Below are 26,252 nucleotides of genomic sequence, written 5' to 3' on the forward strand. Positions count from 1 at the left end.
GGAATGCTTTTTTATAAAACTGATGAACTTTTTTTATTAAAAGCCAAGATACTACTTAAAACCCTTAACAACATTATGTTTTTGTTTAATGTCGGACATTGTAAGGGATAAATTATAAAGGATAGATGAGCAGTATAAAATATGCTCTATCTATCCTTTTTTGTACTATAAATGACCTCAGTTACTACAACAATATTTTTAGCACCTTATTAAACTTAATTTTTTGGGGATTTTTCAAAATAGAAACCTGTCCCATTTGCTTGTGGAACAAACCCTTCTTGAGCTGAACTATTTTCCACCATATCTTGCTCTTCTACTGTTATAACAGTGGTAACATCTTTCCCTTCTGCTACTGTACTTTCTCTTTGAACTTGTTCCTCTTTAGTAACAAGTTTGTATTGATCTCCATTAGTCTGTGCAACTACCTTTGTACTTTGAAAGTCTTTTGCAAATCCGATTGATAATGCTAAAGCACCTGAAAAAATAATAGATAATACTAATTTTCTTTTCATAAATAAACCTCCTAATATTTTTGGTAAATTGATCCATTTCATTATTGTAAATATAATACCATAAATAACTTGGTTAATCTTGTTCAACTAAACTGCCCGCTAGTTTAGTAAGAAATAGGGGATATTCAAACTTATCATTTTTATATTTTTTATTAAGTTTAGTAATTTCAATGAATATACTTCAACTATACTAGGGTACAGATATTTTTGAAGGAGAAACCTTTATTAATATGATACGAATAACAGTTGTTGTTGGAATTGCAAACAAGCCTGTTTATTAGGATATTAATTTGTTAGAATATTATTGTGTTAAAGATAGAATTTCATATTGTTAATTATTTATTCAGTGAATAGAAATAATATTGCGGGAGAAAAGATAGTTATTTAGTAGATATTACATTGGATGCAAAATAAATGGGATATGAAAAGGAGTTGAACACCGTGATTTATGATAAAGCAAAGTATCATTATAATGGCGATCTTCCAGAGGACTTGCCAATTGAACAAGCATATGTACATACTGGTATGTTTCTTGGGTGGATAATTGAAAATAATTTATATAGTAAAGCATTTGAAGAAAAGTCTCAAGATGACATTAATAAGTTTAAGCTTAGACAAATCACTGGTACGCAAATCTATATGAAGTGGGGGGGGGTATTTGCAGACGACATGTTAAATGATGAGGGCAATCAATTTGCAATGTATTACTTTAATAATGATAATGGTTGGGAATATCTAAATGATTATAGGGATGTTTTTATATTTGAGGGCGAAACACTTTATCATGTACAAGATACTTGGGAAAACTATTTTGAATTAAAAATAGAGGTTGATTATAGCTATTTGAATTGGAAAAACAACATACAGAAAAGGTAATTCATTGAAAAAATTACTTATGAAGCAGAAACTTACGGTGTTAATGTGAGTGTATTGTGTCCAACTTTTGTAGATACACCTATCTTTCGAAGATCCGTAGCAATTCATATTGACAAAGGTGTCATTATGAAACAATTAAAAATAAATAAGCTATGAAAGAAGTGTCTAAAATATTAATTCAAGAGTAGGAGAGGACAATGTTAGCCAACTTAAATGACTACTTAAAAGATTTAATGGTGTATATTCCTGAAGGAGAAATTCGCCTACGAGATTTTCGAAACGAACAAAAATGGATTAGTTCAAACTATAAATTTGGAATGCCGGGTATTAGGAAAAATTTAAAGGAAGTTGTATGGAATGTTGAGATAAAGCCATTTTATCTTGCTAAATATACGGTGACAGAAGAACTTTATACGATTATTATGAGGAAGAAATTTTTAACAATGACTGAGGTTCAAAAACCAGTTGTTAATGTTTCGTGGATAGATGCAGTGAATTTTTGTAATTTACTGTCTGATGCGCTTGGTTATGACAAGTTTTATGATTTTGATAATGAAAGTAAAGCAGTTGTTTGCAATTATAGTACTAATGGTTTTCGTTTACCAACAGATGCTGAATGGCAATATGCATGTAAGGCAAAATCAAAAGGATATCGGTATGGTGAAATTGATGAAATTGCTTGGTATAAAGATAATTCTAACGAACAAGTGCACGAAGTTGGTGAGAAAAAGCCTAATGAATGGGGCTTGTATGATATGGTTGGGAATGTTTGGGAGTGGTGCTGGGACTTATACGACGCAGAGACCTTCGGTACTTACAGAATAATTCGCGGAGGAAGTTGGGCAGAAGAAGAACGTGGATGTGGAGCTACTTGTCGCCGTAAGAGTATGCCTGATTTTTATATAGATGATATTGGATTTAGAATTGCTAGATCAATTATTTGATAATTATAAAATTCTGAGTTGATATATAATTGGAATTAAAGATTCCATTTTCGAGAATCAAGAAATAGTCCTATAGTTTGTGTGTGGAATCATGAACATTCTGCTGAGCTTGAACCAGTAAGTTATCATGTTGCAAATACCTTCCAAAAATTTCTGGATATGCTTCATTAATAAATTTTAAGCTGCTATTTAACAAAACAAGCGAAGTCGTCCGTTGAATGATAAGCAGTGCAAATATAGAGTCAATCGTGAAAAACAGATATGTATGATCAATTAATCAAAAAAATGGCTCCGGTACAATACCGAAACCATCTTTTAAGTGCTTAATTTTTAAAGGTCTTTTTATTAAACTGTCCATTTCATAGGGTACAGTTCAGCCACTTAATTTAGTAGTTTAGATTACAATTAGTTTATTCTTTTCCCGAGTAATCAACTATATAATTTTGGATCTTATTTACTACAACAACAAGTTTTTTTTGTTTATCATTTTTATTATATCCCCTAACTGTAATAAAACCCTTACGTTCTAAACTCTCAATTTTGACATCAGTCACTACAAAATCTATATTCTCTTCTTTCTTCATGTGTTGTATTGCAACTTCAGCAGCGTTGTCTTTTGAGACATTTCTATTATGAATAAATGCTGCCGTACTACCTATGGTTAGAATTATAATTGCTGCAATGATTAAAATTATAATATTTTTCTTTTTTGATTTCTCCATATTTTTCCTCCTGCAATTATCTTATACTAATACTATAAGTCTTTTTTGGGGAGAGAGAAACTATGAGTAATTCCGTTAGTGATAAAACTTTACAAAGATTAGCAAATGATAGCTATATAGATAGCTTTGAAATTGGAGTAAACATTGGGGATCATAAAGAGGTTTGGAAACGTATTACAATACCTGATGCTGTATTACATAATAAAAATAATAGTTTTGATGCAACTGTTTATAAAAATGAAGAAACTAAACAAGTTGTCATTGCTTTTCGGGGTTCGAAAGAAGGTCCGGATTTTTATGGTGCGGATACCTTTGATGTTATGGGGAGCCGACTTAGAAAAAATCAAGATAGTTTAGATAAATTGAATGTTCTTGATACTTCATCACTCCCTGTAACCACGCAGTTTAACTTTGCGATGGCTAAAGAAAGGGCACAAAAGGTAATTGCTGAAAGTCAATTTACTAATGCTGATGTTTTGGTAAAAGAAGTAAAAAATTATATGGCCCATCCTAAAAATGGCTTAAAGGGGTATCAACTTACATTAACTGGTCATTCTTTAGGTGGTGGGTTAAGCGAATATGCTGGAGTTATGAATAATGTAGGAGTTGTTAGTTATGAAGCTCCAAATGTTATTGATTTGCTTCCTAAAGATAAAAAGGAAAAAGCTTTAAGAGGAGAATACAAAAAACAAATCACGAGTATTGGGAATCCTCATGATACAGTGTTTACAGGTTTTAAAGGGAATGATAATAAACAAAGAGGTCGTATAGGTCATGTATTTTATACAGATGTACCGGATGCAAAAAATGATAATAAAATTCACAATATAAGTCACTTTGTTCCATTTCTACCATCTATAATAACTGGTTATAATACTTTACGTTTTTTTATGGGTTTTTTGGGTCCCAGTTATCATAGTATGGGTAACTTTACTTTTAATAAATACGGTTATTTTAATATGCCAAATATGGTAGATGGTGAAACGGGTAAGAGGGTTTCAGGTTCGCCTCGTGCAGGTGAAATAGTAATTGAATTAACAGTTGAAGAAGTAAAACAAATTGCAGCGGATTTAAAAAAAGAAATTGAAGATATAAATCAAAGGGTTAATAGTGCAGGTAATAAAATTATTAATACATTATATCGATCGCCAGCTAGTGTAGGTGGTAATTTAATTAATACAATCACTTATGCTGTTTATGGTTTTCAACGAGACTATATAGAACCGGCACGTTCAGTAGCAGATTTCATAGAAGAGCAAGCGAATAAACTTGAAAAAGCGGATAATGAAGGATAAAAGTGGGGATGATTGTATGGAAAATTATGAGCTTATGAATCATGTTATGGATGTAATAGCTGCCCAAAATGAATTAGTAATATGTATGTCAGAAATGGAAAAACATAAAACAAATTTAACTTTTGTAAAAAACATGTTATCTCACAGTTGGAAAGGGAACTCTTTAAAAGAAGCCGAAAGAAGATTAGAAGAAATTGAAAGTAAACTCAAGTACCGAATTGATGAATTTAGAAAAATAGAAGGTGACTTAGAAAATTATAGAAAGGCGATAGAAAGTCTATTAAACCAATTAACGATGATGGGACCAAAATATTGATAACCACATTTTGATAATACACATAAGATTCTTATACATATGGAAAATCATTGCTTTATTAAGGGGAAAATGAGATTTCCCTGTTTTGCTAATGGGGTAATTATTTACTAGCATGAAAGTGGTCATCCAACCGAAAAGTTTACTCCTTCTCCCTGCACAGTGTGTGTGGATTTTTTCATAAAGAAAAGACACTCAAATGAGTACCCATTTTTTTAGTATCCGAATCCGCCGCTCCAACAGCTGCATCCGATAATGATTAATAGGATGAATAGTACGATAAGTAAGGCGAACCCTCCACCTCACTCACCACAACTACCACCAAAATATGGATTTGTACATGTGGCTTAATAGTTATACGTCACTTTATGCTGTAGAAATCTAATTGAGCAGGTCCATTATAAAAGTAAATGTAAAGTAACTCTAAAATATACAATAAAAGTTAATTTTGGAGTTACTTTACGTTTGCGTACAGAAGGAATGAAGGGGTATAAAAATTATATGATGCATCTAAGAGGGGCTATAATTGGTATGCCTTTCCTCATAATAGTTAGTTTATTCATTGCAGGAATTGCTATGAATATTTAGTATGAGAAAGAAGGGTGTTAACTATTCATATATTACATTTTGTTTAAGGGGGATAAGGATGGACATTTTTATTAGAAAACTAGAAATAGAGGATTTGAATGCAATTCCTGCAATTGATGATAGTTTTACGGTTGATTCTAAGTTAGTTCTTTCATTAGCAGCGATGAATCAACGAATAGAATACACAGTGAAAGAAATACAAAGCTATGAGAAAAATTATTCAGAAGATATATATAATGAAGGTCAAGAGGATGATCTAGATTATAATGAATATATTAATAATCCAAATAAAATAATTTTTTTGGCGTTTATGAATCAACGCATGATTGGAATGATCATATTAAAAAGGAACTGGAACAGTTTTGCCTACGTGGAAGATATAAAAGTGGATAAGCAGTTTAGACAACTTGGAGTTGGTAGAAAATTAATTGAGCAGGCAAAGCATTGGGCGCAAGCTTGTGAAATGTCAGGAATTATGCTGGAGACACAGAGCAATAACGTTAGAGCATGCAAATTTTATGAGAGTTGTGGATTTGTTATAGGAGGCTTTGATTTTCTTGTATATAAAGGCATGAATGAGCAAAGTGATGGAGTTGCAATATATTGGTATTTAAGATTTTAATGCTTTCTTTTTAGTATAAAAGAAGTGCGGCAGAATCTATATTACATAAAAAAGAAGAGTGCCTTCAAAAGATGTGAAGGTACTCTTTTTCGCGTAATCAATATTATGAGTAGTTGTCGTGTTAAACTGAAATTTTTCTAAATGTACAAGGAATATGTCAGTTCAATGTATGTGTAAATTTCATCATCAGTAAATCTCAAACTTGTGTAGAATTTTTGACCTGAATCATTTTCAGGATGTACGGTTAAACGAATACAAACAAAATCTATGATTAGTGCTATGCAAATAAAGGGTGTTGAAGTTCTTGAAAAATTAGCTAGTAGAAGATAATTTGAAATGAAGGAGGACTTGTTTTGGATAAAAAAAGCGTAAACAAAGTAATAAGGAATGTAATTAAACTGGGTGATATTCATGAAGTCAAACAATTAATAGGTAATGAAAAAGAAATTTTGAACATAATGACTTCATTTGGTACATGGTTACATGTAGCAGCGAAGAAAGGGAACCTTGAAATAGTTAAGTATCTCATTGAAAAAGGGATAGATATAGATGCTAGAGGTGGTACATTCGATGCTTCTGCGTTAAATGTGGCAGTAGGAGCGGGACATTTGGAAATAGTAAAATATTTAGTAGAGACTGGCGCAGAAATAGATGTGAGCTTAGCAAAAATGCGTTTTTAAAAGAATATTTTAACTGTTAAAAGAGTGATTTTACTTCTGAAGCTAAACGAAACAGATAAGTTTTTTTAAGAAATATCAATCTCTAAACCATATCTTCAATGATTGTTTCAAAATAAATATAAAGTTTTGGCGAAACGTATGTTCGTATATAAATTGATATGATATACTAATAATGTAAATATATTCCGTATTTTTGTATCTGAAATTTCAGATATGTGAGAGAATGGGTATTATCATATGTATATGATCCAACGATGAGTTTATAAAAGAACTAGGGAGGCGTAGAAGATGGCAGTCGGTACATATCAGTTGTTTCAACACCTTAATATGACAGGGACACAAGAAGAATTAGCAATGCGTTACTTGCAGACGAGAGATGAAGAAGTTTTAAAACTTATAGAACAAACGACCATTCGCGAAAATAAGCGAAGTGATTTTGCTTGGCGGTTCATGAATGATTTTAGGAAGACGTATAAGCAAGATCCAGTTTTTTTTCGGTTATTTTATCATTTACTTGAGGATCAGCTCTTGAATGTTCTTCTCGTACGTTTTACACATGTGAGTTTTCTAGACATGAAGGTTTATTTTGAAAAAAGTGGCCTTTCATTTGATAGGCTTGTAACATCTGCTTGTAAGTATTTAACGAATCTTTCGCGTTCTGTAAATGAAGCGGATGTTTTTCTTAGACAATTAATTCAGGAAGATCCGAAGTATATAGAAGAACAGCTGCAAGTACTGACAGGTCAGCAAAAGCTGCTTTTGCTTCTAGTTATGTTAGATGCAGATTATGAGAGATTTCTTCCTTATCGTTCTTTGTTAGAAGAAGAATTGCAAACACATGCGGTGTTTATACTGAAGCTAAGCGGAGCAGAAGAGAAGATTGAAGCAGCTCAAAGGTACGTTCGAGGCGAATCGGTTAGTAAGGTGTTTGCCGGGGCATCTTTACCTGACTTTACTTGGCAGCAAATCTTTCGTATATATCCGCATTCAGATGTTGCAAGAAGATATATGGAATTGTTAGTGAAAAGCTCTGTTAAAAAATTTATGAATTATGCGATTTCACATGTCAGCCATACTCTTGAACAGTCTGGAAATTACAGGAAAACAAAGAGTTTTGATACACAAGTGTATGAAACAACCAGAAATTTGTGCGAGCAATTCGGTATTTCGGAAGAAAGATTTTTCGCATATCGCCTAACGCAGCATCATTTAGACTTTATTGATTTTGATCGAATATACGAATACAAATTATTGCTATGTATGGTGGAAGAGCAACCGGAATTTGTTAAGCGTACGTTGCAATATTTGAGCCAAAGTCATTACCTTTTTGTATCGCTGCTTTTGGCGGAAAAAGGATACGAGTTAAATAGAAACAAAGTACGTGAAGATTTTTTAAACGTTGTTCTGCAAACGAAGTCATCTGAAATACGTGGTACATATCGTAACTATTTATTAGGAAATTTATCATTTGAAGATATGAAGCAAGTGCTTGAAAATTCAAAGTATAGAAATAATTACTGGAGAATGTCTGTTTTAGAGGTTGCACTTCTTTGGGATATAGAGGAAGCGGCAAAGAGAGAAGCGGCTCTTACACTTCAACTCGGGAAAACCTATAACTATAGTTTATATGAACTTCTGCAGCGGTATGCTGATATGAAAAACTCACCGGAACAAATATTGGAGGATCTTCTTTCTTATGGTTTATCGAAAGAGAAGCTCATTACCTATTCTGTTGAACAAGCTTCCGAGCGTAATGAAAAAGGAAGTAGAGCAAGAGAAGTGCTCATTCGTTTGTTTGTAAAAGAACGGACATATGTGACAGGAGAATTTCCTGAGTATTCTGTAGATGAAAGGATTTTTATTTTGGATGAGTTGGCAAAGGATAACGCAGCTCAGACGCGTGATCTGCTCATTCAAAGCCTCGGAGATTCCTCTAAAAGAGTACGTACTGCTGCAGTTGAACTTCTTACAAAAGATGCGGAAGCTGCAGAGGATGTGGCAAAGGAATTGAGTAATAGAAAGAAAGTTGTGCGCGAAAATGTGATGCAAACACTTTTATACTATAAATCTGAAAAATATACACAGCTTGTGCAAGAAGCTTTGCAAGAAAAGAAAAACGCTTCCTTGATGGAGAAGTTTGCTCCGCTGCTTGGCGACGGGAACTTAGAAGGAGCATCAGGAAGTATAGAAGCTCTTTGCACGCGTATTTTAACACCGCAAAAAAGGAATGCACTTGTGCAGTGGCTCGGATTTGAACCGCAAATTCGTCTTCGCGATTCCGATACAATTGCAGATGCAATGATTCCTCTTGCATATTTTCAGCAGTATGTATCAGATTCTGTAATTGAGAAAAAAGAAGCGGCGGAAGCAATAGGCGCCGCTCTTAACGAACAAGATATGAAGGAAAATATACAAGCGATATATCAGCTATGGATTTCTCAAGGAGCGGAATCGAAGAAACGCGGTATTCTTTCGTTGTATGGCATTTACAGTGATGATGAAATGGCGCTACAACTCAAAAAGCAAATTGATGAGTGGGCACTTGGCATGCGCGGAGCTATTGCTGCTGCGGCTGTTCAGGCGTTGGCGTTGTCCTCATCACATCTTGGACTTATGTCTATTCATTCGATGGCATTTAAGTATAAACATAAGCAAGTGCGTAATGCTGCGAAAGAAGCGCTGAGTCTCGCTGCTAAAACGCGTGGTATAACAGAAGAAGAATTAGAAGATCAGCTTGTCCCAGACCTTGGTTTTAATAAACGCGGTGAAAAGACAATTGATTACGGAAGCAGGACGTTTACTGCCTATTTAACTCCTAACTTGAAAATTGAGTTAAAGACGGAAGAAGGAAAACGAATTAAGTCGCTTCCGAAACCAAATGCAAAAGATGATGCGGAAGAAGCAGAAGAGGCTAAGGCGGAGTTAACCTCTATAAAGAAGCAGCTCCGAAGTATGATTACAATGCAAACGCAGCGTCTTGAAACAGCGCTTTCTCTGAATCGCTATTGGTCACAAAATACATGGAAGTCTCTGTTTGTGGAAAATCCAATTATGCAGCAATTTGCTATCTCATTTATTTGGGGTGAATATAAGGAAGGAAAGTTGCTTGCAATGTTCCGCTATATGGAGGATGGCACGTTCAATACGATTGAAGAAGAAGAGCATGAACTTACGCCAGATACCGTTATTGGCTTAATTCATCCGCTAGAATTGTCTGAAGAGGAACGGGAGTTATGGAAGGAACAGCTAGATGATTATGAGGTTACTCAGCCATTTCCGCAAATTGACCGTGAAGTATTTCAGGTGGAGGAAGATGAGGAAGTTACTGTAGAAAGATTTGCTGGTATTCAAATCAATGGCCGTTCGCTGTTTGGTAAGATGACGAAGTACGGCTGGAGCCGTGGCTCGGTTCAAGATGCTGGTGTGTATTATACATTCTATAAGGAAGATACTCGCACAGGATTAGGTGCGGAGCTTGCGTTTGAAGGTGCACCGGTCGGATATGAAGGTGAGGAAGATGTGTGCGTATTTGAAATTCAATTTTATAAAGCAGGCACAGTGAGCCGCGGTTCATATGACTACGATGAAATTGATCATGAGAAACGCGTTTTACCAAAACAAGTATCGGAACGCTTTTTCAGTGAAATTTTATATGATATAAAACGGGCAACAGAATCGAACCTTGGCCGTGATGAAAACTGGCGCAGCAAGCGATAAGAAAGGAAATGACATATGCAGTCTATTAAACCATTAATGGAAGAATTATATGAAATAGAATTGAATGCTTTAGAAGCGAATGATTCGTTTCCAAAACCACCTAACTGGCGATTGTCACCGCGTGCTGTTCGTACGTTTATTACTGGACAAGAAGAACCGCTTCTTTGGGAAGGAAGAGAAGTAGAAATTAGTCGTAAGTTTTATGGTAATGATGCACTTGTGGAACGAGCGATTGTCACATTAGCAGGAAACCGCGGACTTATGCTAATCGGCGAGCCGGGAACAGCAAAAACGATGCTAAGCGAGCTGCTTTCTGCTGCGATATGCAGAAATAGCCGCAACACTGTGCAAGGAACAGCCGCTACGATGGAAGATACAATTAAGTACTCGTGGAACTATGCGCTTCTTCTTGCGAAAGGGCCTGTAAGAGAGGCACTTGTGCCAGGGCCACTTTTCATTGGGATGGAACAAGGAATATTAACTAGATTTGAAGAGTTGACGCGCTGCCCGCAGGAAGTGCAGGATTCGTTAATTAGCGTTTTGAGCGACAAAGTGCTGAATATTCCAGAGTTTGGGGAGCAAGGAATTCTTACGGCAAAGCCTGGGTTCAATATTATTGCGACGGCTAACACGCGCGATCGCGGTGTGAATGAAATGAGTAGTGCATTGAAGCGTCGTTTTAATTTTGAAACGGTGCATCCGATTAAGGATGTAAAGCTTGAAACAAAAATAATAGAGTCACAAGTAACGCGCTTATTAGGAGCATCAGGCATCACACCAGAAGTGGATGAGACGGTTGTTCAGCTGTTGGCGACTGTTTTTCATGAACTTAGGGAAGGTGTAACCGCTGAAGGAAAACGAATTGATCAGCCGTCTTCTGTTATGAGTACTGCAGAAGCAGTATCTGTCTATTATCAAAGTGCAATGGATGCGTACTATTATGGAAGCGGACAAGTGAAAATGGATGCGCTTGTTCGGTATTTATCGGGGACGATTGCGAAAGAAAACAAGGATGATTTAGAAAAGCTGCGCAGTTACTTTACAAGCATCGTCAGGGCGCGAGGTCAAGTAGGAGGAGAGGTATGGAAGTCGTTTTTCGAAGCTCGCAATCAGCTGAAGTAAATGCACTGTTTCAAAGGGCTTACAATTTAAGGAACAATGTCGTATACGTGCCGATTCGCCATCATAGCCCTGCGTGTTCTTTTCATGTACAAAAGATAGTTGAATTATATAAACCGGATGCGATTCTTATAGAAGGACCGATAGATTGTAATACTCTCATTCCACATATCGTGAGCACAGAGAGTGAGGCTCCGATTTGTATATATTGTAGTTATGATGATAAAACGGATCTGCTTGAAAGAGAAGAGAGTGGAAAGTACCGAGCGTACTATCCCTTTCTCGACTATTCACCGGAACTTGTCGCGCTGCGGGAAGGAGCTGCGTGCAATATTCCCGTTTCATTTATTGATCTTCCTTATAAAGAATATTTGTTTGTAACGAAAAACGAGGAAGAGCGCGAAAAGCATGACGAACAATACTTTCGGCATAGTCAATATGTTCGCATGCTTTCAGAAAAAACGGGGTGCCGAAGCTTTCATGAATTTTGGGAGAAATACTTTGAATTCCAAGGCTTTCATATGACAAGCGAGGAGTTTGTCCGTCAGCTCTTTCATTATTGTTATTATACGCGTGCGGACTATACACAGGAGATGTTGATAGAAGACGGATGCGAAGCCAGGGAGATACACATGGCAAAGGAAATTGAAAAAGCGCGTAAAGTGTATGATAAGGTGCTCGTTATTACTGGGGGCTTTCATGTGAAAGGGCTTCTTGAATTGGAAGGGAAAAAGAAAAAACTGTCCAAAAGCCCATTGTCTAAAGCGTATGCAAAAAACTATCTTATGCCATATTCCTTTATGGAAAGTGATCAGACACGTGGTTATGAGAGTGGTATGCCTGCACCTGCCTTTTATCAATATGTTTGGGAGAATAGGGACGAAGCGGCAGCTGAGCAATTTATGATACGGGTTGCTAGACAGTTAAAGGCAGAAGGGATATCAATAGCCGATGAGATTGAGGCTGCGCGAATGATACGTGAACTTGCGCTACTTCGGGGGAAGATGCAGCCTGGATTGTATGAGCTGATGGATGCAGTGCGTAGTGCATTTGTGAAAGGTGAGATATCTGCAGCAAATAAGCCTATGACACTGCTTCAGAAGAGTTTGCAAGGGACGAAACGAGGCAAATTGTCAAAAGAAGCGGATGTGCCGCCGCTCGTGCATGATTTTCGTGCTACTGTTCGTTCGTTTCGTCTTCCGGCGCGTTCTACTGTACCACATGAGACGATTCTTGACATATACAAGAACGAACGACACCAGCGTTTAAGTCAATTTTTTCATTGCCTCGCTTTTTTAGAAGTCCCGTTTTGCGAGAAGCTGCGCGGCCCAAATCTTACTAGAAAGCAGAACATCAATCTTATGCGAGAAACTTGGAAATATCGTTTCTCAGCGCAGGTGGAAAGTGCTCTCATTGATTTATCTGTGTATGGCGGAACGGTGAGAGAAGCCGCGCAAGAAGTGCTGCGAGCAAAGCTGTATAAGGCGAAAGGGCGTGCTGGAGAGGTGGCTCTTTTGTTGATGGAAGCCTACTTAAGTGGGTTGTTTTCCGAATTTACTATGTACACCCAATTTATAGAGGAAGCAATACAAGAGGATGGGGACTTTACGTCTATGGCAGATTGCGCCTACTATTTATCACAAATAGAAAAAGCAAATCAGCAAGCTGATAGTGCACGAAACAAAGCGCTTTCGCTATTCTCTGTTTTAGATGGTGGCGAACCAGGAATTATTGTGGAAAAGCTTATCGATTTGTATATGCTGCAACCTGCAGATCAGCAATTTATTGAAGCGCTGGAGCTTTATTTGCAAAAAGAGAAACGGGAAAGTCAGGTAGAAGGAGCAGTATTTGGGTTGTTAACTTCCTTAGCAAAGAGGACGGTTGATGAGGTAATGCAAGTGGCAGAAGGATACTTTTATGGAAGTGGCGATATGCAAAAGCAAGCTCCGATATTTTTGAATGGATTATTTGCTGGCGCAAAAGATATCTTCTTATATAACAAATCGCTGCTTGGCGGAATGTCTCATGTCCTAGAAGAACTTGATGAAGAGACATTTTTGCAAGTGCTGCCGCATTTGCGCCTCTTGTTCAGTCAATTTACACCGCTTGAGGTTGATACGATTGCTAGACAAATTGCTCGGTTATATGACACAACAGAAGAAACAATAAAAGAAGAAGGAATTTCGGAAGATGTGCTGACGTATGCAATGCAGTTAGATCGGAAGGCACGGGAGATTTTGATTAGACGGGGGCTAGAAGATGGAGAATAGGATTTCTTTAAATCGATGGCGTCTTGTTCTCGGAAAGCATGCGGATGACCAAATCACATTTCAGGAAGAAGGCCCTATATATAGGGAAATGGATGAGGTGCTGGAGTTTTTGTACGAACGGGAACGTGGAGAGGAACGCGGTGGATCCCTAGATCCCTCACAGCTAACAGTGCCGACTTGGATTTCGAAAGTGCGAGAGTTATTTCCGAAAGAAACCATTGAAATTATGGAAAATCATGCGCTAGAAAAGTATGAATTAACAGCACTATTGCAAGATAAGCAAACGCTTCAAAAAATGGAACCGAATATGAATTTACTAAAATGTATTTTACAATTTAAAGATTATATGAATCCAGATGTATTGGACACAGCTAAGCGTATTGTAGCGAAAGTAGCTGAGGAATTGCGTCGTAATTTAGAGCAGGAAGTGAAGCACGCTTTAAGCGGTAGACCGGATCGAAATCGTTCTAGCCGCGTTCGTACAATGCGCAACTTTGATTTTAAGAAAACGATTCGAAAGAACTTGAAGCACTTTGATAAGGAAACGAACACTATACTTATTGAAAAACCGTACTTTTATGCTGCGACGAAGCACGTTAGTCCATGGCGTGTAATCCTCGCAGTAGACGAGAGTGGGAGTATGATTGATTCTGTTATTCATAGTGCGGTTATGGCTGGTATTTTTGCAAGCTTACCGACGATTAAGACAGATTTGTTCATCTTTGATACATCCGTTGTTGATTTAACAGATCGTATTGACGATCCGGTGGAAACGCTTATGAGTGTACAGCTTGGGGGAGGAACATATATTGCTCAAGCGCTACGCTATGCAACAAATAAAATAGAGATGCCTCACAAAACAATTGTCGTGCTTGTAACGGATTTATATGAAGGCGGCAGTTACGCTGACATGTACCGAGAAGCGATGAAAATTGTAGAATCAGGGGCAAAGCTGATTGTACTTACTTCCCTTGATCCGACTGCACAGCCTTTTTATGATAAACAGGCAGCAAAAAAAATGGCGGCACTCGGTGCTCATGTAGCGGCGCTAACACCAGGGAGGTTGGCACAGTGGATCGCAACAATCATTTCTTAAATGTTCTTTCTTCTATTGATGAAACATATTTGATCGCGATGTCTAATAAAGGAACATACAAGAGAGCGATCAAGGATTTGGCTACCGTATCAAATGTCAAGGTGGACGTAGAAGAGAGTACAGTGCAAATACATTTTGATGACGGAATTACTGTAACGTTTACAGGTGATATACGTAGTTACTCCTGTACTTGTGAAGCCCGCTCGATTTGTAAGCATGTCATTATGGCTCTGTTGGAAGCTAAGAAGATGTATGAAGGAGAAGAGAAAACGAAGGTTGATTTCTCTGCTCTTTTGAATGTCGACGTTCGCAGTATTATCTCCGAAAAGATGTGGGCTGAAATGATGTTCCGTGAAACATTTCAGCCGAAAGTCGTTTTCGAAGAAGAGGCAGTTTTAATTGCGTCCTTTCCAGAAGAAAATATAATCGTTCGCTTTCTAACAGCTGAATCGGTAGTGGATGCGATCTGTACGTGCAAAGCAGAGGGAATATGCCGTCATAAGGCGGAAGCGGTATATTGGTATCAAAAAGAAAAAGGACTCTCGCATGAAACGAAACAGATGCGTCCTCTTATCATTGCGCCGGAAAAACTATCGGTTTTCAAAGAGATGATTGAGCGAGTTGTTCATTTAGGATTAACGCGGCTTACTGAAAATACAATCTATGAAATAGAACAACTTTCTGTAAAGGCTCGTTCTTTGAAACTAGCAAAGTTAGAGAATTTATTTCGTAAGCTCGGGGCGGATATTGGGCTCTATCGAATGAAACATGCGTCTTTTCAAATGGCATTCTATCGGCAAACACTGTCCACGATTTATGAACATATTTTGTTGTTAGAGCGCCACCATCTGCAAGAGAGTCCGTTTCGTTCGGAATATTATGAAGTTCCACCACTTACTTTACATGCTTTTGGTGCATCCGGCTGGCAAACGAAGTCTGGTTATGTTGGTGTGACATATTATTTCTATAATCGAGAACAGGAAAAGTGGATAACATACACGCAGTCGCGTCCGATGTTCTATGAAGGAAGTAGCACAACTCCTGAAGAACTCCATGAAAGGCAAGTTCCGTGGGGGATTGCAGAGAAAGGATACGAACTGTCTCGTTCATCTTTCCAGTTGAAACAGGCAAAACTTAATGCCGATTTTCAATTGTCATCTAGCTCACAGACAATAGGGGAGGTGGAAGGGAAAACAAATGTGGCAGAGTGGCAATCTCTATTTTTAACTTCATGGGAAGAACTATTAAAAATAGTAAAAGAGCAGAGGTTAGAGACAAATAAGCAAGGAGTCTTTTGCATAGAAGCTGCTGAAATAGGAGAATGGAAGTTTCAGCAGCAAGAACAAAAATGGATCATACCTCTTATCGATAAGGCTGGTAAAACATTGCAAATGCAAATGATGAAACGACCAGAAAATGAGCGGATGATTCGACTTGTAAAAATAAATATAGATTCGTTGCATGTAAAGCGAATGCTGGTCCATTCTTATCAGGAAGGGGCAAAGCTCGTTGTTACACCTGTCATTTTATATACAGAAGCAGGAGAGATTATAAATATTACACTCAATGAAGGAGAAACGTTCTATGATCGAGTTAATGCGCATAATCGATGAATTGGAACAAGTTCTAGATGAGATGCTTGTCTCGGGAGCAGGGACCGTACCTCTTTCTTTTTTTCATGATATAAAGCGGGAATGCGAAAAGTACGGTCTTTCTTATGCTGCTGCGCAGCTGCTTGTCATAGAGGAAGAACGAAACAAGGACCGCTTTCTTCATAAAGAAGAAACAAGTAGGCTGACAGAAGCGTTTTGTAAGTTACAGGAATATATTCAAGTTGTAAAGGCTGAAATGCTGCATTTATGATTCAGCCGAGAACATTCGTGATTTCAATCATAAGATGAATCGGCTTCGGACAAGATATGTCTTTTGGCACGTCTTGTCCGAAATATACAAAATGTATAATTAGAAAAAAACGGGTATTGGGTACAAATATTTATTCAAATACGCTAGCAATTACGATATTAAGGAGTTTGAAAATGAAAATAAATAATAGTGAGTATGGTGGTTTTGTTGTTTCAAAAAATATTCTTGCTGGAAAACCAGTTAGATATTCATTTAGAGAAGAAAGTTCTATCCCGAATTTAAATGGCTGGAATTTGTATGCTATAGATGATACTGATGAATATGTGAATTATGCGGGAAATTTTATCATTTTAAACGCGGAATCTATTTTTAAAATTGCTCCTGTAATGTTTGAGATTTTTGAAGCGCCTTATGGAACGGATCTATGCTGGCTGTATGAAGAAGGAGTTCATATAGGGTTTTATGATTTAGTCGCTGATAAAGAAGTGACAATTGATGAACTTATAAAATAAAACTAATTTTGTCATGTAGTGCTATTTTAAAAGTTCTTCAGCAGATGACAAACTTATGTATGCAATAAAGGAAGCCCCTTATAAGCCCCTTCCAACCCCCTTATAAACCCATACCAAGTAATAAATCATTAAATAAACAAAAGAAAAAACAACTACAAGAACTACTACAAAAAAATAAAAAAGTAACATTCTAGTACTAGTAAAAAATTATTAAATAAATCCGCCAAATTCCTGCCTGTAATCCTATATATATTAAGGGATTACCAATTCTATATTTACCACTAAAAGGGCAGGGGGAAGAAACATGGGAGTATACCGGAGTGTACAGGTGAATTTTTGGCAAGATGAATTTGTATTGGATTTAACGCCAGAGGAGCGATATTTTTATATTTATTTGCTGACATGTTCGAAAACGAGACAATGCGGGATTTATCCACTTCCGTTACGCTTGGTAGAGATGGAAACGGGGTATAATCGTGAGACTGTTGAGAAGTTGTTGCAGCGGTTTGTTGCGTATGGAAAGATATTATATGATGCGGAAACGAAGGAGTTATATGTTCTAAATTGGTTACGTTATAACCCTGTTACGAATACAAACATAGAGAAGTGTGTGTTACGTGAGTTAAAGACTGTGAAAAATAAAGAGTTTGTACATATGTTTCTTCAAAGATGCCTCGAGGAAGAATTGAACATTCCTTTATTGCTAGAGCATTTCGGAATGCCGATTGAAGCATCTGATATGATTCCGAAAGAAGTTGTTCAAGGTTATGAAACGAATGAGGAAGTACAAGAAGTAGTAGAGGAAGAAGTAGAAGAAGTAGAAGAAGTGAATCCAGGTAGCAGTGTATTCACGTTTTATGAACAAAACTTCGGTAGTTTGTCGTCTTATGCAGTGGCAGAATTAAGTGAATGGATGGCAGAATTGTCAGAGGAGCTCGTATTGAAGGCACTTCAAATTGCGTATGAAAATAATAAGCGGACGCTTGCTTATGTGAAAGGGATTTTACGAGATTGGCATGGAAAGGGATATACGAGTCTCAGTGAAATAGAGAAAGCGGCAGTGAAGTTTCGGAAGAAGGAGCCGTCTGCTATGTATGAGACGGAGAAGTTTCTGGAGGAGTGTGAAGAGTGGAAGAAGAATGTACCGTCTGAGGAAGAATTACAGAAATTCTTGCAGGAACAAGGGTGGAGGCCATGAGTATTTAACATGTCGAGGCTGAACAAACGGTATTAGGATCTTTGCTTCTTGATGGTGAACTGACTAAGGGGTGCCACCTGACCGAGCGGCACTTTTCTACGGCTGTGCATCAAGTTATATTCAAGTTGATACGAAAAATAAAGGAAGACGGGCAGCAACTTGATTTTGTCACACTTGTTTCAAAAATGGAGTCCCCGATTTTTCACCAACAACAAAAGCACCGTTGGATAAAGACCATATAAAGGACCTAGCTAAACGAATAAAAAAGTTATAGATCAATTAAGAAGTGTGGAGATTGAGTGCATAGCTAGCTGATTATATAAAAATTCGAAAGTTCATGAAGGTTTTACCATCATGGAGTTTTATTTTCATATAGGATAGTGTGATAAGAACGATAAATAAGCGAGAAAAAATTTTACTGGGTGACAAAGTGACAGAGAGAATCATTACAAAGGAGAAGGGTTATGAATTTGGAAAATATGGTAAGGGATATTTGGTATGGTGATATTCCAAATGATAGAATCGAAAATCTTAAATCTAAGCTAAAAGATGTTACAACTGAGAAAGAAAGCTTTCTCTTAATTAATGAATTGTTAAAATTAGGTGATTTCTCTGTAAAGGAATTACTCATACAACTTATGAATAGTACTCAAGATGAAGTGATTCTTAATTTATGTACAAGACTTTTTTGCTCAATCGCTACTCATGATGACTTATTAGACACAAATAACTTGAAATTCCTTTCAAATGCTTCAGAGGATGGTGTTCATAATTTTGTTGTAAGTGCCGGAGAGACTCTTTCATATAATGTGATTCCGTATCTTTTTGCTTTGTTAGAAGAATGGGAAGATACTTTTATTGAGAATGCAATCAGAAATACACTTGCATTAATGCTAGGAATTAACGATGACTATTATGAACAATCAATAGAAGAATTAGGAGAAATATATTTTGAGTTCGTTAAAAATAGTGACATCACCAAATATTACTATGATAACGATCTGTCATTTCCTGGGGACTTGGTAAAGGAATTAATTCCGAGAGTAATGATTTCTTTAAGAGACAAAAAAACATTTGATATGGTTACAATTCCATCTATTTTATCTATTTGGAGTGGACTTAAATGTCCTGTACAATATGGAACAATAATAACTGATGAAAAATACAGAGAGTTGATGTTATATATTGATTCTTTAACAAAAAAAGAATGGAAGATTGGTGAAAAATATTTTTATGGGCATTTAGTTGTGTGAATATACATGGTATGAATGTAACGATGGAAATACAATGCGATTGGTTCCTAGTATGAATGATAAACCTAGACACCTTGGTGGAGTTGGTGGGATAAACGCAGGAGCCTTTGAGCCTGAAGGATTTGCAAATAAATAATAAGGGGATTTTAAAATGACAATAAATGATGAAGTTTTTGGAGAACTTGACTATATGTATGGATGGGTTAGGTACACTACCATTGAGTTTTGTGGAAAGGAAGCTGAGATAGCGTTAATGGTAGATGGTGAAGAAGATGGTAAATTTGATAAAGAACAATATGAATCATATACTTCAGTCATACAAAATTGGGAGCAACTGCACCAAAGCTTTTTGCAGCCTATTTTAGATTATTACAAACAAAAAAGGCATGAACTCGGTTATGATATTGAATTCAATGAAAATTATCCTTTAATTGAAACAACCGAACAACTACTTGAAATGATAAGTTTAGTTGGAATTACTGTTCCATATGCAGGAATTTTTGAAGGGCGAGGAATTGGACTAACCTTCGACTGTACATGGGATATGGAAAATGGATTAGGACTTTGTCTTATAAATGAAAAAGTAACTGAAGTGGGCTATCAGGATGTTGCGATCTGAATATGGTAGAGCGATATAAAGATAGCTTAGAGTTGCTTTTAAAATATGAAATGGATGAAGAAAAAAAGACGCCCAATTATATTATGTGTAAAGAGTTTTAATTTATATTGAAATTTAAATGAATCATGAGGTGAATGAATTGCTTACAAAAGATACATACATTAGCTCGGTACAAGAAAATCTTGAAAAAAATTCAGAAAGATTGATTCATAATATAAGAGAAATTCTTAAATTTAATTATTATAGTAAAATAGAGTTGGTAGATTTTATGATTTTTATCGGATCGTTTGACCTTTCTATCATGATGTTTTCTATGAATAGAGAAGCAAGTGAAGTTTTTTACGAAGGAAACGATAGCAGTGTTTTTGCAGGAAGTCATGAATTACTCGAACGCATATCATATTATAACCTTTCTTATGATAAGTCAGACGAGTTTTGGGAGTTTTATGAACAGAATGATGAGATCATATCGGAAGATGAGGGGAAAATCCTTGTGGAATGGTTTGTTGATTGCTGGAATAAAGCAAACGGAGGAAGTATAAAATTACCTGCTTATTGTGGTTTCCACGATACCAATCAATCATTTGACTTACAGAAAAATACATGGGTTTCTGATGAGGAAAAGTGGTGTGATTAAAACTCAAAAGATAACCGCCTGTTTTTTACTGACTAGTGTATGGAGTGAATAGGAAATAAAAAACTGTTTAATTTTTTCAAACAGCCTTTCTTAGGTAAAGTATATATAAAGTCTTGTAAGTCTTTTGCTCAGTCGAAAAATGAAAGTAAGAATATATGACATACTACAATCATTATAGATATCAATAGAATTTAAAGAAGGTGAGTCCTGTTGGAAATCATCTTCTTTATAGTGCGCAACTTTTTTCAAAATGTCCTTTACAAAGAGGACATTTCAAAATAGGTTCCTTCTTTAGGGGAATATTTAATTTCACGCATCGTTATTTAATGGAAATATAAAAGAACAAATGAATCGTCTACATTGCATGATTCTTATTGCTTTAGAGGAATTCATAAAAAAACTTCGAAAAATATATTATTGCAACTAATAAGAATAAAGTTAGTACCACGTCTTTACTATTAATAGATTGTAAAAGAAAGGAGCGGAATATGCATAAGATTCAGACAAATAAAGGCGCTGGATATATGATGATTTTATTTATTTTTTTATTTCTCATCATGATATTACGCTTTTTTTATATCCAGGCAGTAGGAGTCGTGCATAATGTTAATGTGAAGGATTTTGCGAATGAACAACATAATAAAAATGGTGCTTTAGAAGCTAATCGTGGTACGATTTATGACCAAAACGGAAAAGTGCTAGTTCAAGATTCAACAACATATCGTATCGTTGTAAATTTAAAAGGAAAAGATAAAGTTAAAAATAAAGAAGAAACTGCTCAAAGTTTAGCAGATGTACTTGAAATTGATAAAGATGAAGTCATTAAGTATTTTCACGAAGGGCCTACGCAAGTTGAAATCGGGAAGGTTGGAAGGGATTTATCTAGAGAAACAAAAGACAAAATTAAAGATTTAAAGATACCAGGTGTATCTTTTATAACGGAAAAAGCTAGAGTATATCCTAATGAAGATTTCGCATCGTATATACTTGGATTTGCAAGACCAGATGATAAGGGAAATGCTGAAGGTAAGTTTGGTCTCGAAAAAAGTCTCGATAAGTATTTACGTGCTACGAATGGTAGTGTTTCATATGTAGGATCACGAAAAGGGATTCCGCTTACAAATAATATAGAACAGGTAGAACCTACTCAAAATGGAAATAATGTGTATCTTACGTTAGATAAACAAATACAAAGTTTTTTAGAAGAAGCAATGAATACTGCAACAAAGCATTATGATCCTTCTATGCTAGTAGGTATTATCGCAAATCCGAAAACGGGAGAAATTTTAGCGATGTCCAGTAAACCTAGTTATAATCCGAATAAAGGAGATATTGAATATTTCTTAAATGATCCGATTGCAAATGCATATGAACCTGGATCTACAATGAAAATTTTCACATTAGCCGCCGCGATTAATGAAGGGGTTTATGATGGTAATCAATATTATCAATCTGGGAAATATGAGGTAGGCTCAGCGGAAATTAAAGACCATAATAGTGGTTATGGATGGGGGTCTATTACATTTGATGAAGGTTTTGAACGATCATCAAATGTTGCTTTTTCTATTTTAGAAGACCAACTACTAAAGCCAAATAACTTCAAGAAATACATAAATAAATTTGGTTTTAATCAAAAAACAGGGATAGACTTACCTGGAGAAAGCAAGAATAAACTATTATTAGATACGCAAATTCAACAAGTTACAACTGCTTTTGGACAAGGATCCACTGTCACTCCGATTCAATTAATACAAGCTGCTACTGCGATAGCTAACGATGGGAAAATAATGAAGCCTTATATTATCGATAAAATTGTAAATCCAATAGATAATCAAGTGATTATGGAAAATCAACCTAAAGAAATTGGAAATCCAGTTACAAAAGAAACTGCAGAGAAAGTAAGAAGCTTAATGGAACGTGTGATCACTTCATCAAAAGGTACCGGAACGATGTATAAAGTAGACGGTTATCCGATTGGTGGTAAAACAGGAACAGCACAAATTCCGAATCCTGAAAATGGCCGATATATGGAAGGGAAAGAAAATTATATTTTTTCATTTTTAGGAATGGCTCCAATTGATAATCCGCAATTAGTAATATATTTAGCCATTAAACAACCTAAATTAAAAGGTAATGAATATGGCGCTCAACCCCTCGCAGAAATTTTTAAACCAGTTATTAAAAATAGCTTAGAATACTTAAAAGTGAAACCATATACAGAAAAGCAAATAGCAGATGCTACAAAGCAATCTGAAGTGAAACTACAAAATTATGTAAATCAACCGATGGATACAGCAAAAAACATGACAGAAAAAGCGAAACTCCATCCGATAGTATTAGGGGAAGGAGAAATAATAAAACAATATCCAGAGGCCGGTGATGTAACTAGTAAAGGAGACCGTATTTTTCTAGTAGGCAGTAACGTGAAAATGCCTAACCTTAAAGGCTGGGCAATGCGTGATGTTATGTATTTATCTAAAATATTGAAGTTAGATTTAAAAACGACGGGTACGGGATATGTAACTAGTCAAAGTATAGAAAAAGGAAAAGATTTACAAGAAGGAGAAACCATAAAGATAGAGTTAGAACCTCCATTAGAACCGTTAATGGAAGCACAAACAAACTCAAGCAGAAACTCGTAAAGGGCCTATAGAAATAGGCTCTATTTTTTTGCGAAATATTCAATTTCACGCACCGCATCTTATATGAAAAATCAAACTAAAAACAGTATCCACATATTTTTACTTGTCAGTTGCTAAAAAACAATTTCTTTCATATATTTAAATTAGAACAATCGTTCAATTCTGAAAATTAAAAGATGAAAGGAGTAAATTTTGAATAAAAGACGATATGATGGTGAGTTAGCCAAACAAATCATAGCTGAAAAAGCTACAAAATTATTTTCTTTAAAAGGATATACAAAAACCTCAATTGAAGACATCGCAAAAGCTTCTGGCTACAGTAAAGGACATATTTATTATCATTATAAAAATAAAGAAAGTTTATTTGTTCATTTAGCAAAAAAAAGCATGCAACAATGGTATGAGAAGTGGAAAACAGCAGAAAAAAATTACCCCAATGCTTCCAAAAAATTATATGGGATGGCCCGGTACGTGCTACACAATTATAAAACGCCTTTATTGAGGGCAGGACAAGAACTTGCGGCTGATCCAAATACAAATCCCTCTACCGTTCAGCAGCTATATGGTTTAGCTGTTGTCCCCTTAACTGCATATCAACAAATTTTAGAAGAAGGCTTAAAAAGTGGTGAATTTTCAATAGAAAACGTTGAAAACTCAAGTATTTTATTAGGATCATGGTTAGGTGGATTATGTCAATTTATCCACACAGTTGAAACAAAAAAATTAGAACCATTATTTGAAGAAGCTATTACGATTTTCTTACTATCTATCTCAAAAGAAAGTGTCTAATACTCTTTGTCTTTTATTTCATTTACATGTAGAAAAGGAGGCATGTGAAATGCAAATAGGATTATATGGAGATAGTTTAACCGAAGGAAGACCAGGCGTTTCATTTTATAACATATTAAGTGAGCAATTTCCCAATGATACACTATACAATTTAGGGAAACCCGGTGAAACAGTTATAAGCTTAACAAATCGAATTAGCAATCAAAAACAAAATGATGTCTTTGATATTTCTTTCTTATGGATTGGTGTAAATGATATTTACGCAAAACTTTTAAAGGTAAAAGCAAATCCTATCGCATCAAATCAAGAAGAATTTCAAGAGCGTTATAAAATACTGCTCGAGAAAATTCTCAATCAATCAAAAAAAGTCATTGTAGTATCCCCCACTATAATTGGAGAAAATATAAATAATGAGTGGAATAAACAAATATATGAATTTGGAACAGTTATTTCTGCATTATCACAACAATATGAAAATGTAGTATATCTTAATTTATATAAAGAGTTTATTTCAATCCTCGAAAATTACGATACCTCTGAATATATAACAACAAATCCACTGAGAGTAATGTGGGAAGCTTTATTCTTGAAAAACCAAGAAAAAATTGATCGTATATCACAAAAGCGCGGCCTATATTTGACTTTAGACGGAGTACATTTAAATAGCAAAGGAGCGAAATTAGTTGCCGACCACTATGCCCAAATCATCCGTATGACAAAGAATTGAGGGTTTTATATTATGCTAATTAGAACGATTGTTCAATTTCTTAGATTCACCTGTACACGCCATGTATTTTCAAAAAAACAGGAGGTTTCAAGATGTCTAAGCAAAAAGTTGCAATTGTTACTGGTGGGGCTTCTGGTATCGGGCGGTCTTTGGCTATACAATTATCCAATAAAGATGTATTTGTTATTATTGCTGATATTAATGAAACAGATGGGGAAGCAGTTGTAAATTGTATAAAAAATTAATGCGTGTCGTTTGTCGGATTGGTCGTAAAGCGAAAATTAATTCGGAACAGACTGTCTGATTATTCTTTTTATTCATTTGCAACAAGAAGTCCTTGTGATAGTATGGATAAAATTATATGTGATAAAGAGAAGAGTAAATAAAATGAATTTTTCACAGAGAGCTCGATTAGCTGAAAAGGGGTTGAACCAAGCCTCTGAGCAGCGTATCGGAACCTTTTTAAATTGGACTGTTTGTAATAAAATTGCACGGTTTTAAAAAAAGAAAAACTGAAATCCTGATTTAATACAGGAGAGATTTCAGTTTTTCTTATTGTACTAACGGTCAGTTTAATTCAAGAAGGAGATATTCAAAAATTAAGGGTGAATAGAGGACATGAACAAAAAAGAGATTATTAAACATTTACATCAATCAATAATAAAGGATAATTTAACGGTTTATCGTGAAGTATTTATGGATACGAATATAAATGAAACGACAGCCCCATATTGGAAAGAAGCGTTAAAGTTGTATACGGAACTTTCTGGCGAAAATAAAGAGATAGTATTTAAAATAATTGAGCAAATAGAAGTAGATACCTTATCTACTATTTAACAAAACAATAATCGGCGAAGACGTTCGTTGAATGATAAGCAGTGCAAATATAGAGTCAATCTAAAAAAAGATTTTACTATTATTATTGCTGGATATGCTAACAAATATCTTTTGCGCTATACAATATTTTTGTTTGTAAAAAGGGGGGGACGTTGGATAACTGGAAGAATCATATAGCGATAATGGTGGTAGTGAAGCAGGATGTGGAGCATATATGGCCACAACACTTTCCAGAAGTTAGCGCCAATGAAGCAGATATTTGCCTTGTTGAGAAAAAAATAGGGTATAAACTTGATCAAAAGTATAGAGATTTCCTGAAATATGCTAATGGTTGGAAAGGGTTTTATCAAACAGTGGATTTTTAATTTGATTATTAGAATTTCACTCTTTTGTTATGTAAATGAATCAATTTCATAATTCT

At 35.7% G+C, this 26,252-nt stretch carries 22 protein-coding genes and 8 pseudogenes; 27 read left to right on the plus strand and 3 right to left on the minus strand.

Going from position 1 to position 26,252, the window contains the following annotated elements:
- Window positions 1-215: 215 nt before the first annotated feature.
- Entirely contained in the window at window positions 216-512 is a 297-nt protein-coding gene (locus tag COO03_RS25435; RefSeq protein WP_097899743.1) for a hypothetical protein, read from the minus strand.
- Window positions 513-953: 441 nt separating this feature from the next.
- Between COO03_RS25435 and COO03_RS25440 the strand changes: the two genes are divergently transcribed.
- The 3 genes and pseudogenes from COO03_RS25440 to COO03_RS25450 all read left to right on the plus strand — a co-directional run bounded on the left by COO03_RS25440 (window position 954) and on the right by COO03_RS25450 (window position 2,332).
- Window positions 954-1,388 carry a DUF7832 domain-containing protein gene (locus tag COO03_RS25440; protein ID WP_097899764.1) on the plus strand — a complete coding sequence of 145 codons (435 nt, stop codon included), beginning with the start codon at window positions 954-956 and terminating at the stop codon, window positions 1,386-1,388.
- 18 nt (window positions 1,389-1,406) lie between these two features.
- Window positions 1,407-1,538 (plus strand): annotated as a pseudogene (locus COO03_RS27935) (oxidoreductase); the annotation flags it as partial.
- Between the two features lie 47 nt (window positions 1,539-1,585).
- Window positions 1,586-2,332, plus strand: a complete 747-nt coding sequence (locus COO03_RS25450) for a formylglycine-generating enzyme family protein (protein WP_097899744.1) — start codon at window positions 1,586-1,588, stop codon at window positions 2,330-2,332.
- Window positions 2,333-2,742: 410 nt separating this feature from the next.
- On the opposite strand, the gene COO03_RS25460 is transcribed toward COO03_RS25450, so the two are convergent.
- Window positions 2,743-3,054, minus strand: a complete 312-nt coding sequence (locus COO03_RS25460) for a hypothetical protein (RefSeq protein ID WP_097899745.1) — start codon at window positions 3,052-3,054, stop codon at window positions 2,743-2,745.
- A 62-nt stretch (window positions 3,055-3,116) separates the two neighbouring features.
- Here COO03_RS25460 and COO03_RS25465 point away from each other — a divergent pair, with 62 nt between their 5' ends.
- Window positions 3,117-4,349 carry a hypothetical protein gene (locus tag COO03_RS25465; protein ID WP_097899746.1) on the plus strand — a complete coding sequence of 411 codons (1,233 nt, stop codon included), beginning with the start codon at window positions 3,117-3,119 and terminating at the stop codon, window positions 4,347-4,349.
- 16 nt (window positions 4,350-4,365) lie between these two features.
- Window positions 4,366-4,665 carry a hypothetical protein gene (locus tag COO03_RS25470; RefSeq protein ID WP_097899747.1) on the plus strand — a complete coding sequence of 100 codons (300 nt, stop codon included), beginning with the start codon at window positions 4,366-4,368 and terminating at the stop codon, window positions 4,663-4,665.
- A 212-nt stretch (window positions 4,666-4,877) separates the two neighbouring features.
- On the opposite strand, the pseudogene COO03_RS27940 reads toward COO03_RS25470, so the two are convergent.
- Window positions 4,878-4,964: pseudogene (locus COO03_RS27940) on the minus strand (YjcZ family sporulation protein); the annotation flags it as partial.
- Between the two features lie 169 nt (window positions 4,965-5,133).
- Here COO03_RS27940 and COO03_RS25480 point away from each other — a divergent pair.
- From COO03_RS25480 to COO03_RS25585, 22 genes and pseudogenes are all read left to right on the plus strand, one after another.
- Window positions 5,134-5,250: pseudogene (locus COO03_RS25480) on the plus strand (nitroreductase); the annotation flags it as partial.
- A gap of 58 nt (window positions 5,251-5,308) precedes the next feature.
- On the plus strand, window positions 5,309-5,872 hold the full coding sequence (locus COO03_RS25485) for a GNAT family N-acetyltransferase (protein WP_097899748.1): 564 nt from the start codon (window positions 5,309-5,311) through the stop codon (window positions 5,870-5,872).
- Window positions 5,873-6,225: 353 nt separating this feature from the next.
- A pseudogene (locus COO03_RS25495) lies at window positions 6,226-6,540 on the plus strand (ankyrin repeat domain-containing protein); the annotation flags it as partial.
- A 300-nt stretch (window positions 6,541-6,840) separates the two neighbouring features.
- Window positions 6,841-10,269: a DUF4132 domain-containing protein gene (locus COO03_RS25500; RefSeq protein ID WP_097899749.1), complete on the plus strand. Its 3,429-nt coding sequence runs from the start codon at window positions 6,841-6,843 to the stop codon at window positions 10,267-10,269.
- Window positions 10,270-10,284: 15 nt separating this feature from the next.
- Window positions 10,285-11,391 carry an ATP-binding protein gene (locus tag COO03_RS25505; protein ID WP_097899750.1) on the plus strand — a complete coding sequence of 369 codons (1,107 nt, stop codon included), beginning with the start codon at window positions 10,285-10,287 and terminating at the stop codon, window positions 11,389-11,391.
- Window positions 11,352-13,658: a DUF5682 family protein gene (locus COO03_RS25510; RefSeq protein WP_097899751.1), complete on the plus strand. Its 2,307-nt coding sequence runs from the start codon at window positions 11,352-11,354 to the stop codon at window positions 13,656-13,658. The genes COO03_RS25505 and COO03_RS25510 overlap by 40 nt, the downstream gene beginning before the upstream one ends.
- The gene (locus tag COO03_RS25515) at window positions 13,648-14,754 is read left to right on the plus strand and encodes a VWA domain-containing protein (protein ID WP_097899752.1); all 1,107 of its coding nucleotides are present in this window, start codon (window positions 13,648-13,650) and stop codon (window positions 14,752-14,754) included. The genes COO03_RS25510 and COO03_RS25515 overlap by 11 nt, the downstream gene beginning before the upstream one ends.
- Window positions 14,730-16,367 (plus strand): SWIM zinc finger family protein, encoded by a 1,638-nt coding sequence (locus COO03_RS25520; protein ID WP_097899753.1) that lies wholly within the window; start codon window positions 14,730-14,732, stop codon window positions 16,365-16,367. Before COO03_RS25515 ends, COO03_RS25520 begins: the two co-directional genes overlap by 25 nt.
- Window positions 16,339-16,617 carry a hypothetical protein gene (locus COO03_RS25525; protein WP_097899754.1) on the plus strand — a complete coding sequence of 93 codons (279 nt, stop codon included), beginning with the start codon at window positions 16,339-16,341 and terminating at the stop codon, window positions 16,615-16,617. The genes COO03_RS25520 and COO03_RS25525 overlap by 29 nt, the downstream gene beginning before the upstream one ends.
- A gap of 173 nt (window positions 16,618-16,790) precedes the next feature.
- Entirely contained in the window at window positions 16,791-17,129 is a 339-nt protein-coding gene (locus COO03_RS25530; RefSeq protein ID WP_097899755.1) for a DUF2185 domain-containing protein, read from the plus strand.
- A 304-nt stretch (window positions 17,130-17,433) separates the two neighbouring features.
- Entirely contained in the window at window positions 17,434-18,327 is an 894-nt protein-coding gene (locus COO03_RS25535) for a DnaD domain-containing protein (protein ID WP_097899756.1), read from the plus strand.
- 23 nt (window positions 18,328-18,350) lie between these two features.
- Window positions 18,351-18,569: pseudogene (locus COO03_RS25540) on the plus strand (DnaB-like helicase N-terminal domain-containing protein); the annotation flags it as partial.
- 222 nt (window positions 18,570-18,791) lie between these two features.
- Window positions 18,792-19,580 carry an Imm47 family immunity protein gene (gene imm47, locus COO03_RS25545; RefSeq protein ID WP_097899757.1) on the plus strand — a complete coding sequence of 263 codons (789 nt, stop codon included), beginning with the start codon at window positions 18,792-18,794 and terminating at the stop codon, window positions 19,578-19,580.
- A 4-nt stretch (window positions 19,581-19,584) separates the two neighbouring features.
- Window positions 19,585-19,716: pseudogene (locus COO03_RS27945) on the plus strand (HNH endonuclease); the annotation flags it as partial.
- Between the two features lie 15 nt (window positions 19,717-19,731).
- Window positions 19,732-20,199 (plus strand): DUF2004 domain-containing protein, encoded by a 468-nt coding sequence (locus COO03_RS25550; RefSeq protein ID WP_097899758.1) that lies wholly within the window; start codon window positions 19,732-19,734, stop codon window positions 20,197-20,199.
- Window positions 20,200-20,329: 130 nt separating this feature from the next.
- Window positions 20,330-20,836 carry a hypothetical protein gene (locus COO03_RS25555; RefSeq protein ID WP_230322551.1) on the plus strand — a complete coding sequence of 169 codons (507 nt, stop codon included), beginning with the start codon at window positions 20,330-20,332 and terminating at the stop codon, window positions 20,834-20,836.
- Between the two features lie 488 nt (window positions 20,837-21,324).
- Entirely contained in the window at window positions 21,325-23,478 is a 2,154-nt protein-coding gene (locus COO03_RS25560) for a penicillin-binding protein (RefSeq protein WP_097899760.1), read from the plus strand.
- Between the two features lie 192 nt (window positions 23,479-23,670).
- Window positions 23,671-24,267: a TetR/AcrR family transcriptional regulator gene (locus COO03_RS25565; protein WP_097899761.1), complete on the plus strand. Its 597-nt coding sequence runs from the start codon at window positions 23,671-23,673 to the stop codon at window positions 24,265-24,267.
- Window positions 24,268-24,316: 49 nt separating this feature from the next.
- Complete coding sequence (locus COO03_RS25570) at window positions 24,317-24,994, plus strand: SGNH/GDSL hydrolase family protein (RefSeq protein ID WP_097899762.1); 678 nt, start codon at window positions 24,317-24,319, stop codon at window positions 24,992-24,994.
- Window positions 24,995-25,086: 92 nt separating this feature from the next.
- Window positions 25,087-25,236: pseudogene (locus COO03_RS25575) on the plus strand (SDR family NAD(P)-dependent oxidoreductase); the annotation flags it as partial.
- 376 nt (window positions 25,237-25,612) lie between these two features.
- On the plus strand, window positions 25,613-25,831 hold the full coding sequence (locus tag COO03_RS25580) for a hypothetical protein (protein WP_230322550.1): 219 nt from the start codon (window positions 25,613-25,615) through the stop codon (window positions 25,829-25,831).
- Window positions 25,832-25,983: 152 nt separating this feature from the next.
- Window positions 25,984-26,190: pseudogene (locus COO03_RS25585) on the plus strand (SMI1/KNR4 family protein); the annotation flags it as partial.
- Window positions 26,191-26,252: the final 62 nt, after the last annotated feature.

The sequence above is a fragment of the Bacillus sp. AFS098217 genome (assembly GCF_002551815.1).
Classification (GTDB): domain Bacteria; phylum Bacillota; class Bacilli; order Bacillales; family Bacillaceae_G; genus Bacillus_A.

What these genes read in the sequence shown, in the direction of transcription:
- COO03_RS25435 (WP_097899743.1), bottom strand. Translation starts at nt 512, where the DNA reads ATGAAAAGAAAATTAGTATTATCTATTATTTTTTCAGGTGCTTTAGCA.
- COO03_RS25450 (WP_097899744.1), top strand. Translation starts at nt 1,586, where the DNA reads ATGTTAGCCAACTTAAATGACTACTTAAAAGATTTAATGGTGTATATT.
- COO03_RS25460 (WP_097899745.1), bottom strand. Translation starts at nt 3,054, where the DNA reads ATGGAGAAATCAAAAAAGAAAAATATTATAATTTTAATCATTGCAGCA.
- COO03_RS25465 (WP_097899746.1), top strand. Translation starts at nt 3,117, where the DNA reads ATGAGTAATTCCGTTAGTGATAAAACTTTACAAAGATTAGCAAATGAT.
- COO03_RS25470 (WP_097899747.1), top strand. Translation starts at nt 4,366, where the DNA reads ATGGAAAATTATGAGCTTATGAATCATGTTATGGATGTAATAGCTGCC.
- COO03_RS25485 (WP_097899748.1), top strand. Translation starts at nt 5,309, where the DNA reads ATGGACATTTTTATTAGAAAACTAGAAATAGAGGATTTGAATGCAATT.
- COO03_RS25500 (WP_097899749.1), top strand. Translation starts at nt 6,841, where the DNA reads ATGGCAGTCGGTACATATCAGTTGTTTCAACACCTTAATATGACAGGG.
- COO03_RS25505 (WP_097899750.1), top strand. Translation starts at nt 10,285, where the DNA reads ATGCAGTCTATTAAACCATTAATGGAAGAATTATATGAAATAGAATTG.
- COO03_RS25510 (WP_097899751.1), top strand. Translation starts at nt 11,352, where the DNA reads ATGGAAGTCGTTTTTCGAAGCTCGCAATCAGCTGAAGTAAATGCACTG.
- COO03_RS25515 (WP_097899752.1), top strand. Translation starts at nt 13,648, where the DNA reads ATGGAGAATAGGATTTCTTTAAATCGATGGCGTCTTGTTCTCGGAAAG.
- COO03_RS25525 (WP_097899754.1), top strand. Translation starts at nt 16,339, where the DNA reads ATGATCGAGTTAATGCGCATAATCGATGAATTGGAACAAGTTCTAGAT.
- COO03_RS25530 (WP_097899755.1), top strand. Translation starts at nt 16,791, where the DNA reads ATGAAAATAAATAATAGTGAGTATGGTGGTTTTGTTGTTTCAAAAAAT.
- COO03_RS25535 (WP_097899756.1), top strand. Translation starts at nt 17,434, where the DNA reads ATGGGAGTATACCGGAGTGTACAGGTGAATTTTTGGCAAGATGAATTT.
- imm47 (WP_097899757.1), top strand. Translation starts at nt 18,792, where the DNA reads ATGAATTTGGAAAATATGGTAAGGGATATTTGGTATGGTGATATTCCA.
- COO03_RS25550 (WP_097899758.1), top strand. Translation starts at nt 19,732, where the DNA reads ATGACAATAAATGATGAAGTTTTTGGAGAACTTGACTATATGTATGGA.
- COO03_RS25560 (WP_097899760.1), top strand. Translation starts at nt 21,325, where the DNA reads ATGCATAAGATTCAGACAAATAAAGGCGCTGGATATATGATGATTTTA.
- COO03_RS25570 (WP_097899762.1), top strand. Translation starts at nt 24,317, where the DNA reads ATGCAAATAGGATTATATGGAGATAGTTTAACCGAAGGAAGACCAGGC.
- COO03_RS25580 (WP_230322550.1), top strand. Translation starts at nt 25,613, where the DNA reads ATGAACAAAAAAGAGATTATTAAACATTTACATCAATCAATAATAAAG.